This window comes from Aquirufa sp. ROCK2-A2 (genome assembly GCF_054558485.1).
Genome location: NZ_JBPXKA010000001.1, coordinates 462,330 through 475,161, shown reverse-complemented (window position 1 = coordinate 475,161; position 12,832 = coordinate 462,330). Strand labels below are relative to the sequence as shown.

Here is a 12,832-nt window from a genome sequence, read left to right as displayed (position 1 = left end):
TATTTGAAAATAATTCTATGTTAAAAGATATATCACTACCCTTAGCATTTTATAACCGGGATACTTGGTTGAAAGTCGCGTTCATTGCCATATGTATCGTGATGGCTAGTTTCTCTTTGTACTTCACCGATGGTCTAGTTTCGAAATTAGAAGAACGTGAAAAACAACAAATTGAATTATATGCGGAAACGATTCGCTACGTAATGACGAGTGACGAAAACGCCGATATCAATTTCTTTTTTGAACGAATCAAAAAAATCAATGAAAACAATACCATTCCGGTTATTTGGAAAGATGGTAGCGGACATTTGAATTCCATCAACATTCCTATGTCGGATCAATTACCGACAGAAGCCAAACAAGAGTTACTAAAATCAAAACTGGCCGAAATTATCCTTGAAAATAACAAACCCATTGAAATGGATATGGGATTCCAAAAAGAATACATCTATTACGGAAATTCTCAATTATTGAAATTATTGCGTTATTACCCTTTGTCTCAATTGGTTGTCATCTTGATTCTTGTGGGTCTTGGATACATTTTCTTCTCGTATTCTAGAAGAGCTGAGCAAAACCGAGTTTGGGTAGGACTAGCAAAAGAAACGGCGCATCAATTAGGAACTCCGCTTTCATCCTTAACTGCTTGGGTGGAAATTTTACGAAATGAACCACACATCAATCCAGAAATTGTTGAGGAACTTTCCAAAGATATTCAACGATTGGATACCATTACCACTCGTTTTTCCAATATCGGTTCCATGCCTATTTTAAAAGAAGAGGATTTGGAAGAATTAATTTCAAGCTTCTTAAAATACTTAAAAATCAGAATATCTTCCAAAGTTACCATCGATATTCAATCGCATTTGAATCCCAATCAAACTGCCAATGTCAATCGCTATTTATTTGAATGGGTGATTGAAAATATATGTAAAAATGCAGTAGATGCCATGAGTGGCACAGGATTGATCAGTATCATCATGTCAGAAGGGAAAAATAATGTCATTAATATCGACATAACTGATACGGGAAAAGGAATATCACCCAAGAATACAGGCAAGGTATTTTCACCTGGATTTAGTACCAAAAAAAGAGGTTGGGGACTTGGATTAACCTTAGCTAAACGTATCGTTGAAAATTATCACAAAGGCAAGCTGGTACTTAAGTCGACAGAAATAAATAAAGGAAGTACATTCAGAATTACTTTACCGATGCCAATCTCCTAATTCATTTTAGAATAGCTGCTTTAAATTGACTGTTTTTAAAAGAATGGAAATCAAAGCAATCAAAATGCCAAAGAACATAAAACCAATAGTCAACATAGCTCTTTTAGGTCCACTTTTTTGAACAGGTACTTGTGCTGGTTCTAAGACCTTGATCACAGGTGTTTCTCGATGAGTTTTAATTTGAGCATCTGCTAATTGATTATTCAAACTTGAATATAAGTTGTAAGACAAATCAACCTCGTACTGCAATTTCTTTTCTTGATCTTTTGCGACATTCAAAAACAAATTTCTGTTTTGGTCTCGATAATTGGACAAGGTATGTAGGGCTTGGTCATATCTTGATTTGGCCTCTTCTTGTCTTTTCTTCAAGAAATTAACCTCCTTTACTGATTTTTCTGTCCGATATTTAGTTACATAATCAGTCAAATATTGTTGAGCAAAATAGCTAACGTTGGCTGCAGCTACCGGATCTGTTAATTTGACGGAAATAGTGATTACACCCGATTTTTTATCCAATTCGGCTGTAATTCGGCTTTTTAGATTCATCAATATCATTTGACTTTTTTTATCCATATTGACTAATCCATTGGCTAATGCTCCAGATGGGAGCACCACATGCTTATCCTCATCCTCCTGATTTTCATCCTCTGATTTCCCAAAAGATAAAGGAGCCTCTATGCGATCTTTGGAAAGTAAATCTCCTAACACAACCCAATTATTCTTTTTAGAAACATAAATTTTTCGATTAACGATGGATTGTAAAAATGGAGTGCTTTGTAAAATGTTGGGATATAAATCGGGGCGAATTGCTTCTGTTCCCACGGAAGAGCTTAAATCGATGCCGGCTAAACCAGCCAATGACTTCAACCCTCCTAAACCTCCAGACGATTTCGAATCTATTTCTGGTAATAATTTAACCGTGGAGATATATTCATTGGGACTTGTTAATGAATACAAAGCCCCTAATAGCGCGAAAACAACAGCCATTAATAATACACGCCACTTATAAAAAATAATACTTTGAAAAAGTTCTTTTAAATCGATTGAAACCTCATCTTTTTCATTTGATTGATTTCCACTTCTATTTTGGATCTGAGCCATAATTGCTAGTAATTAATTCAAAAGTCTGATTAAGGTAATTAATGAAATACTAACAGAAGCTAATGCACTACTTAAGCCAATTACCTCAGCAGAGGTTAATCCTGTTTTTCGATCAGGTGGATAGGCAGGGACGACAATTTCAGAACCAACTTCCACCTTCGGATAAAGATTCCAAAACAAAAACTTTCTCGTACGGGTGGAAATACCATTCATTTTTTTCACATATATTTCTTTCTTGATGGCCAATTCTGTCAAACCACCAGCTTGTGACAAATAATCACCTAATCGATATCCCTTAGTAAAACTGAAAGAAATCGGATTTTGAACGGCACCTGTAATTTTAACCGTTTCATTAACCCTAGGAACAATGATTTGGTCTCCACTCATTAAAACCAAATTTTGTGATGAGTTAGGGTTAGCTAAAATATTTTTGATATCCACCCCGACAATCGTACTATCTCTATATAACTTCGAACCATCAATGTATCCTTCAGACTTCAAGCCACCAGCTAATTCGATCAAATTAGAAATTCGATACTCGTTTTTCTTTAAAGCATAACTACCCGGATAATTCACTTGTCCTGAAATAGTTACCATTCGTTGACTTTCAAAATTAGGAGCAATGCGAACAGAAATAAAATCAAACGGTTCGAGAGGAAATTGTGATGCTTCATTATCCAATTTTAATGAGCCATCAATCGTAAATGACTTAATAACAATGGTCTCATCAGATGAATTCAGTCCATGATCGACCACTCGTCTAGCTAATTCCAATCTAGAGAAACTGGCTGATTCCTTAAAGCCATTCGCCATCAAAATTAAATCTCCCAATTTCAATCCTTCATAAAAAGCAAATTTGCCGGGTTTATTTACCTGTCCATTGATTTGTACTTCACGGGTTTCATGTAAATCATCTTGACTATAAATGGTTAAAATATCTTCACGCTTCAAAGCGATATCAGTCGATTCGGAACTAAATAATTTCATTAAATCAATTGAAATCATTTCAGATTCTAGATTATCCTTTTTTCTAACCAACAAAGCTCGATTCAAATAGGCATTACCTAACAATCCTTCTGCCTTTTTAATCAATTCTTTGACGGAGGTTAAACCATTCTCCAATGCATATACACCCGGTCTAAATACTGCTCCAGCAACTTCAACTCGATTTTCAAATCGGTCCAAAATTTGCCCAATTTTATATTTATCTCCATTGGAAGGTAGAAATGAATTAACCTCATCTTGCGTGATATTCAATAACTTCAATTCTCTACTTGTATTCCTAGTTAATCCAATGGTATATGTATATGCTTTATCTGTAAATCCGCCCGCAAATCGCAAAACATCTTTTAAGGTTTCTCCTTTCTGAACTTCAAATATCATAGGCCTTTTAACCTCTCCAGCCAAAGAAACACGATTCTCATAATCTGCCACTCGAATAATATCCTGATCCTGCAAATGAATATTATCACTCTGATCAGCTTTCAATAAGAAATCGTATAAATCCACCACTCGAACAACCTTGTTCGCTCTTATCACTCGAATGTTTCTAAAGGATCCATTTTGACTCGGACCTCCTGAAGAATAAAGCGCATTGAAAACCGTTGCTAAAGAAGAAACGGTATAAGTTCCTGGCGATTTAACTTCACCTGTGATAGTCACCTTAATACTGCGAACATTCCCTAAAGTAACTTGTCCAGAAACACCACTTCCTGGGCGATTTAAACCTTGATACAATTGTCTTAATCGACTAATGATCCGATCCGAAGCAGCATCAATGGTTAAACCATTGAGATATATCGGACTTAAATTCAAGATTTTAACTGTTCCTTCTGGGCTAATTTTTACTTTGAAATTATCCAAAACTTCTCCGAAAATATCAATGTTTAATTCATCATCAGGGCCTAATTGGTAATTTTTAGGAGTGGCAATTCTCAAATCTGGTTCAAATGACATTTTTGAATTGGAAAATAAAGATTCTCCAAACACTAAACTTGTTGTTTGAGGAACAACAGCTGAAACCTCTTGACTCGCTTGTTTATCCGCTGATTCTAACGTTCTTCTAGAATTATCGACACTCTGAACTGTTGGAATTTGACTAGCAGTCCCTAATTGTAATTTCGCAATTCTTTCACGTACCCTAGCAATTTCCGAAGCGGAATACCCTTGCATGATAGCGGCTTTTTCGATTTGTGCCTCCGTCATTCCACTAGACTGGGCTTTCTTGTAAAATACCGTAATTTGATCGTCGGTTAATTCATCAATGTTCTTTTTTTGAACTTGAGCGCTGAGTTCAATCGTTGAAATAGAAAGTAGAACAAAAAAAACTATACGAATGAATGATATAATAGGAAAAACTCGAATCATGTTAATAGAGAATAAAACTAAATGTCCACTAAATTAGTCATTTTTTTTTAAACGTGTGAAAATTACATATTTTCACATTATTCACAGAACAGAAAAATGATTAAAATTTAGGACAAGAGAGGTTTCTCTTAAACTTTTGATATGTTTTTTGAATACTAGATTGACCAAAGTTGAAAAGATAAGCCATGGACAATTCATGTGAACCACCTGAAGGCATACCTAATTTAGAAATGGTTACATCATAGGAATAACCAATGGAAAAATTATCTTTTCGGTAGCCAAGTAAAGCCACCAAAGATTCACGGTTACCCGAAGTACCGTCAGCCGATTTTTGAATAGGGACTCCTCTGTACCATGTACCAATAACCAATGGTGCAATGGTCAAATAAGCACCCAAGTCCAATTGATTAAACATCCCTTGTTTCTTGAAATGCAGAACAGGACTAATGCTTTTCTCATTATTTCGACTACCATTCGTATTCATTTCATAATATGAATCTTCCAACATGATTTTGGTTCCCACTTGAAGGCTAAAATTCATTGAAAGTCGATCTTCGGAGCCTTGAACCAATGACTTATTGGGTGTATTTAAATGAGCCACACTTAAACCCACCCATGAATTACCTCGATTGATCAAAGCACCCGCTGTTAGATCCAAATAACCAATGTTGGGCAATAGGATGTTATTGACAGGATCAATTGTACTAGCAATAGAACCCGTACTTAAATAGGTGTTCAATTGGTCACCAAATATCAAATTGGCATTGCTTAAACCTCTTGTAACAAATGAACCTTGAAGACCAAAAGAAATGGATTGATCTTCTGATACATTCAAATGATAAGCGTATTGCATACCAATATTGGTGGTACGTAAATTAGCAAATTGTACATCATTGGTTACTAAAAATCCCAATCCCATGTTGTATTTATTGAGACTGATATCTGCTGAAATGGCAGAAAATTGGTAATTGGCACTTAAATTGGGCCACTGATTTCGGTGATTGAAATTAATTTTTGAGATTCCATTGATTCCAGCGAATGCCGGAGAAATCAACAATGGCGCAGCATAAAATTGCGATAATTGGGGATCTTGCCCAAAAACAGTTTGTTGATTTTGAGAAATAAGTAATACCAAGAAAAAGGAAAATACTTTTTTCATTTTTGATGCCAAAGCCAAGCAATTTACAAGCTAACTTTACAAAAACCAATAAATTGTGTTATTTTGTGACATATTATCAAATATCAGCCTATTGAAACGGATTGTTGTACTATGTATTTTATGCATTTTCATTGCAATTCATGCTAATGGACAAAAGATTCATTACAGGAACAATTGCCTGGATTCTTGTTCATTACAAACCAACACAATTTTCGAATTGGATAATGCACATACCTACCCCAATGGAACCAATTTTCAGTGGGATTACGGTACGGGAACTTTTTCAGCTTCTCAAACCAATCCAACAGGCCAATTTGCATACGGAAGTCCGGGAACCTATGTTGTTAAAATAAAGATTACCCCAAGTGGATCAAGTACCTCTACTATCATTAGTAATCCAAACGTTAAAATTGGAAAAGTAAATCCGTTTTTTCTGGGAACTAGTGCAACGGATACTTTGACAGAGCTATGTTCGAATAAATCCCCCAATACCAAAGATTTGGAGATTCCTGTATCTGCCATCATACCTGGAGGAAAACTATTATGGTTTCCAAATGGGGAAACTAATTCCAAAATAACTGTAAGCAAGGAAGGATGCTACTCAGTCAAATCATTCAGCAATGATGGATCAGGTTGTTATTATGAAGCAAAAATGATTGTGAAAATTTGTGGATCTTATCCGAATAAACCAGATGCTGCTTCGACCGGAAGTACTGGTTCAGGATCCACAGCACCACCCAGTTGTGTCAATTGTCCACAATGGACAGTCGGTAATGGAGTACGAGTGATCTTCCCCAACGATGGCCGAGTACCCTACACCGATATTGGGCCATATACAGCACCAGCAGGAGTAGCGTATTACCCCATTCAAAACAAAGGATCCAATTATCAAATTGGAGGAATTTCATCCAATGGTGAACAAATTGTTGATAACCAGAACAAACAAATTGGAGGAAAGTTAAATGGGGATAAAACCATTGATCAAGGGGTAGCCATCATTCCTAAAAAATCCTGCAAGGCCTGTAATTCAGAATATTATGTCATTACAACCAACAGCGCAAAACAACTATATTACAGTATTATGGATGTTTCTGCCAACGGTGGCAAAGGGGACATCGTGCAAAAAGATTCACTTTTAAGTCCTATCCTAAGTTCCGAAAAGATCATAGCCACCAAAACATCAAATGGTTATCTGTTAATTTCATATGATGCAGATGGAAAAAACATACGAACATTTACAATAGATGCCAAAGGAATTTCGGAACCCAGCCTCATAGCCCTTAATCCAGCCAATGCTCCTGCAAGTAATCGAGGAACTGTCAAATTTTCCAGTGATAATTCCAGATTGGCTTTAGCATTGCCACCTAACAAAGTAGAAATATACGATTACTCCAAAAGTCCTGCCACCAAAGTGAGCACAATCACCACTCCAGCGGATGTGTATGGAGTGGCATTTTCGCCCAATAATAATCTATTGTATGTAAGCATTAATGGGAGTCCCAATCAATTACTTCAATACAAACTAGACACCACCAACATCAATGCGTCCATACGGGTTGTTGGCACTTTTCCGGAAAAACTAGGTGCGATTGAATTAGACCCTGTCAACAAGGCCAAGCTATACCTTGCCAAGGAAGGTAATTCGTATGCCACCATTAGTAAACCCAATCAACGAATCACAGGCTCCCAATCCTTATTAGATGCCAAATTCGAACCCGATGGATTCAAATCTACCTCAGGAATGATTGGATTGGGTATACCAACGTCCATCAATGAAAGCGATAATACAGGACCTCCATCTATTTCCGTGGAATGCAAAGGACTAATGTTCACGTTCAAATTGGACAAAGATTTGTGTGAAAAGAATAAAAATACCAATGTAAAATGGGAGATTTATGAAGTTGGTGCATCCAATATACCTTTATTCCCATTCCTAAACGAAAATGGTGTAAAAATCCCTAATCCAAATATAGTTAATGAGCCAGGAAACCCAATTTTAAATAAATCAACACCCAATTCAAATTCCGTCAATTTCGATTTTCCCACACCACTCAAAAGTGGTTATTACGTGGTCGTTGCCAAAATAACAAATGATTGTGTCACAGATTATTTATTGGATGCCCAAGTATTTTACATCAGTCTCTTAAAACCCTTTGTCTTAAAAAAACAAATTGATAAAATTTTCAATGATAATCTAGCTTATGGACCAACAGGCAATAATTGTAATTTCCCGAATTACAAAATAATGCCTATTCCAAGAGAATTACCTTTGAGTCCTGCACCATTACCCAATGAAGATCTAATTGTACCAAAAGACACCACTATTTTAAGGTTTCAATGGAAGCAAGGAGAGGATATTATATCCAAATTTGGAACGGCCTATATTCCATTTTTCAAGGGAGAAGGGAAAACATTCCAACTTAATATATTGGATACTGAATCAGGCTGTACAGATTCTAGTCGAACAAAAATCACATTCATCACCAAAGATGATTTACTTCCAAAATCAGATTGGCGATTATGCATGGATGAACCTGATCCGAAACTAAAGATTTCAATATTACCATTGGCCAATGCCTTGGATTATGAATGGAAAATAAATGGCAAAGGCTACATTACGGCCCCTACACCCATAGACACCAATTATATTTGGGTTAACCGGATAGGGAAATACGATTTAAAAGTAAAGGATTCCTATGCGTGCGAATTGAATCAGACCTATACCATTGATGACAAATGCCAACCGAAAATCGTGGCACCAAGTGTTTTTACACCGAATGGGGATAATAATAACGATGTGTTTTTACCAACATGGAATTGGGTAGGAAATTCCAGTGAGCCACGGAGAAATTTATTAAATACTCCTATTCCTGGGGCAGTTTTAAACTTGGGTGAATCTACGCGTAATTACACAAAAAACCGGTCCATCATTAAATCAGTTAAAATATTTAATCGATGGGGAGAACTTATCTTTCAAAAAGATATTGATCCAAATGACCTGAGTACGGGTGATATAAAACAAGACAGTTTTGGCTGGGATGGCACATATCGAGGACAAAAAGTGCCTCAAGATACCTACGCATGGTTGGTGGAATATGAATCCATCGATTTTCCTGAATATGGACTGATGACAGAAAGAGGCGCTGTGGTGGTAGTGTATTGATTTAGTTATTAGGTATTAGTTTTTAGTTATTAATGCGAATTAAGAGTTAAAATATTCATTAATACCTCAAAATTCGATATATCATTGCCATTTATTGAATAATTTATTATCCATGGCATTTCTTTTTAAAAAAAAGAAACAAAAAAACTTATTTTATACCAGTTAATCCAAGACGAATCCGCAAATTCATTGATAAGTCCTAAAAAAGAATAAACAGCGTTGGCTCAGCTGCCTCAAAGCAAAAGCGGTAAAAAAGATTAGTAAAAATTAGAAGTTTCAACGCTTAATTCGCATTATTAGCTTTTACCTAAAAACTAATAACTAAAAACTAATAACTAATAAGCTCTCCCCTCCACCCCTTTCATAAAATTCACAAACGCTTTATTCACCACTTGATTACCACCTTTGGTTGGGAAATTACCCGTGAAATACCAATCACCTAAATGATTAGGACAAGCAATGTTTAAGTTGGCAACTGTTTGGTATACGACTGAGATATCAGCTTGCAAATTTTTTGGACGAACGATATCCGCAATTTTATCCGAAATTTCATCATCGGTAAATGGCGCATAAACGGCTTTTACCAAATTTTCTTCCTCTGCTGTTCCATTTTCCAAAGCTTGCAAACATTTCAAATTGACTTCATCCAAAATATGCTCTAAATTTCTTTCTTTTAACAAAGCCAATGCCGCTCTAAAGGCTACAAATTCCTTCATTTTGGACATATCAATGCCATAACAATCAGGATATCGAATTTGCGGTGCAGAAGAAACAATGACGATTTTTTTTGGAGATAATTTATCCAATAAACCCAAAATACTCTTCTCCAAAGTAGTACCTCTTACAATGGAATCATCTATTAAAACAACAGAATCAACTCCTTTATTAATTACTTCATACGTAGTATCATATACGTGTGAAACCATGTCATCTCTTTGGTCATCACTAGTAATAAACGTACGAACCTTCACATCTTTGGAAATCAACTTTTCAACGCGGGGTCTAAAAGTCAATAATTCATCTAAATCTTCTTCAAAAAGGACACCTTCCATGATCGCTTTTTTTCTTTCTTTGGCAAGATGATCTTCCAAACCATCAATCATACCTAAAAAGGCCGTTTCTGCAGTATTGGGAATATAAGAGAACACTGTATTCTTTAAATCATGGTTAACCTCATCCAAAATTTGCGGAATCAATAATTGACCTAATTTTTTACGCTCATGGTAAATATCGGGATCAGAGCCTCTCGAAAAATAAATACGCTCAAATGAACAAGATTTTTGTTCCAATCGATCAATAAATTGAACTTCATCCACTTCTCCCTCTTGGTCAATGATCAAGGCATGCCCTGGAGTTACTTCTTTAATTTCATTGTATGCACAATTAAAACTCGTTTTGATGGCTTGCTTTTCAGAAGCCACTACCACCACTTCATCATCTACATAATAAAATGCCGGACGAATTCCAGCAGGATCCCGTGCAACAAATGATGCACCATAACCCGTCATTCCCACCATGGCATAACCACCATCAAAATCTTTGCAAGAACGCTCTAAAACACGCTTTAAATTAATTTTACTAGCCAAAACATCCGACAATTCGGGATTGGTATATTGATCTTTGTATTTCAAAAATTGGCGTTGATTCTCCTCATCCAAAAAGTGTCCGATTTTTTCCATCACCGTCACTGTATCCACTTTTTCCTTGGGATGTTGTCCCAACGAAACCAATTTATCAAATAAATCATCCACATTGGTCATATTGAAATTACCCGCCATAACTAAATTTCTGCTTCGCCAATTGTTTTGACGCAACATGGGATGACAATTTTCTATTTCATTTTGTCCATGTGTACCATACCGCAAATGTCCCAATAAAACTTCACCGGTAAAAGCAAAATTATCTTGCCACCAAGCAGCATCTAATGAAGGATCAATTCCTGTTTCACGCTTAAAATCCTTGGCTAATTTTTGTGCTTTACGAAATTTCTTGTTAATCTTTCCGAAGATATCGGCTACCGCTTGCGGCTCAACTGATCGGTAGCGACTGATGTATCTACTACCTGGTTTTACATTGATTTTAATATTGGCAACCCCTGCTCCATCTTGTCCTCTATTTACTTGTTTTTCCATCATCAAGTACAACTTTTTGAGTCCGTAACTTGGTGTTTTGTATTTGTCAAGATAATACTGGAATGGCTTTCGTAATCGAATTAATGCAATTCCGCATTCATGCTTAATAGAATCAGACATTTTTTATATGTTTCGCTAGGATTATGTTCAAATGGGACCCAAAATTAATAAATAAAATGAGCTAAAAAGGCTAAAATGCTATTTTTTTGTATTCTTATTTCCAAATATTCCAAAACACATTAGGGAACAATAAGGAAAGTATAATTAGAACACTCAATAATGCATAATGCCATAAATGAGTCCATTTTTCTGGCTCCTCAGTATCGTTATTTTGACCAGATTTTTTGAAATAAATCTGAAAGGGAATCTTTAAATAATAAAAAATAGAGATAGCGGTAGAAAATACGGCTACACACAATAAAACAAATACTACTTGCAAGCCTGACTCTTGATATTTTCGCCAAATCAAACTAAAGTACGTCACTTTAGCGATGAAAGTTCCCGCAGGTGGCAATCCAATCAATGCCACAAAACCTATGAGAACGAACAAGGACCAAATCGGTCTTGCTTTCGACTTTCCTTCCCACCGCCATAAATCATTTTCCTGAATGATGGCATATTCTTTTTCATCCAAGGTAAAAAACACCAAAATAGTGCTTAATCCATAAAGTAAGGAATAAAACAATAAGACAGAAGTGGCCTCTTGCATTGGAAAAATCCAGGCCATTGCCATAAAACCTCCATGTGCAATGCTGGAATAGGCCAATAAACGTTTGGTGTTATTTTGGCGCAATGCACCTAAATTACCCAATAAGAGGGTTAAGATAGCTAACAAACTGATCGACTCTGTCAATGAAATAGGTACAATGTGAAGTATTCGAATACCTAACCAAGCTACAGACATTTTGGGAGCCGTTGAAATCCATACCATCCATGAAGCAGGTAAAGTTTCAAGTACATCTGGACTCCAAGGATGAAAAGGTACCCATGACATTTTGAACAAAAAACCTGCTCCTATCATTGCGAATGCGGTACCGACCAAAAAAGGATCAGATTCGCTAATTCCTCTTGTAAAAGAGGCATCTCCAATCGATAAGGTTCCAGTGATTCCATAAACCAATGAAATTCCATATAATAAAACGGCAGAGGTCGCAATTCCGAAAAGCACATAGGGAATTGCCGCTTTCGATGCATGGATATCTTTACGAACTCCTACTAATAAATAGGTTCCCAAAGACATCCATTCAATACTTAAATAAATGGTCAACCAATTCGAACTCATGCATGTCAATAAGGCCCCACCTAGAATGGAAAAATATCCAATATTCTCCTCCAGTTGATATTTTTTCTGCTGAATTTGATTCATGAGTAAAATCAAACACGCAAAAAATAAAATCAAGGTATTCATGGCATTGCTGCCTGAATTAATAGCAAAAAGCTGAAATGAGGCATAGCCAGTAATGCCTAAATCCATTCGTTGAATGGACAAAACAAAGGCCAAAACTATTCCAATTTGAGCAATAAAATAACGCCAAGAAGTAGCAAATTTTTCTGATTTACCATGTAAAAATAATTCAGCGAACAAACTCACAAATATCCAACATACTATCAATATTTCCGGAATCATGAAAGACATGCCTTCTGTTATTTTCAGCAGTCGGGTGTCTAACGAAGAAAGGATTTCAGG

The 12,832-nt window shown here is 36.1% G+C and carries 7 protein-coding genes; 2 read left to right on the top strand and 5 right to left on the bottom strand.

Annotation, left to right across the window (positions count from 1 at the left end; genetic code table 11):
- Positions 1-17 precede the first annotated feature (17 nt).
- Entirely contained in the window at positions 18-1,223 is a 1,206-nt protein-coding gene (locus tag V7S76_RS02075) for a sensor histidine kinase (RefSeq protein WP_459508342.1), read from the top strand.
- A gap of 6 nt (positions 1,224-1,229) precedes the next feature.
- Here the strand turns inward: V7S76_RS02075 and V7S76_RS02070 are convergent, their stop codons facing one another.
- The 3 genes from V7S76_RS02070 to V7S76_RS02060 form a co-directional block, all read right to left on the bottom strand.
- Positions 1,230-2,324 (bottom strand): Wzz/FepE/Etk N-terminal domain-containing protein, encoded by a 1,095-nt coding sequence (locus V7S76_RS02070; protein WP_459508341.1) that lies wholly within the window; start codon positions 2,322-2,324, stop codon positions 1,230-1,232.
- Between the two features lie 12 nt (positions 2,325-2,336).
- On the bottom strand, positions 2,337-4,691 hold the full coding sequence (locus V7S76_RS02065) for an SLBB domain-containing protein (protein ID WP_459508340.1): 2,355 nt from the start codon (positions 4,689-4,691) through the stop codon (positions 2,337-2,339).
- 100 nt (positions 4,692-4,791) lie between these two features.
- Complete coding sequence (locus V7S76_RS02060; RefSeq protein WP_459508339.1) at positions 4,792-5,850, bottom strand: PorP/SprF family type IX secretion system membrane protein; 1,059 nt, start codon at positions 5,848-5,850, stop codon at positions 4,792-4,794.
- 217 nt (positions 5,851-6,067) lie between these two features.
- Between V7S76_RS02060 and V7S76_RS02055 the strand changes: the two genes are divergently transcribed.
- Positions 6,068-9,013 carry a hypothetical protein gene (locus V7S76_RS02055; protein ID WP_459508338.1) on the top strand — a complete coding sequence of 982 codons (2,946 nt, stop codon included), beginning with the start codon at positions 6,068-6,070 and terminating at the stop codon, positions 9,011-9,013.
- A 335-nt stretch (positions 9,014-9,348) separates the two neighbouring features.
- On the opposite strand, the gene V7S76_RS02050 is transcribed toward V7S76_RS02055, so the two are convergent.
- Positions 9,349-11,265 carry an amidophosphoribosyltransferase gene (locus V7S76_RS02050; protein ID WP_459508337.1) on the bottom strand — a complete coding sequence of 639 codons (1,917 nt, stop codon included), beginning with the start codon at positions 11,263-11,265 and terminating at the stop codon, positions 9,349-9,351.
- A 94-nt stretch (positions 11,266-11,359) separates the two neighbouring features.
- The gene (locus tag V7S76_RS02045) at positions 11,360-12,781 is read right to left on the bottom strand and encodes an NADH-quinone oxidoreductase subunit N (protein WP_459508336.1); all 1,422 of its coding nucleotides are present in this window, start codon (positions 12,779-12,781) and stop codon (positions 11,360-11,362) included.
- Positions 12,782-12,832 lie beyond the last annotated feature (51 nt).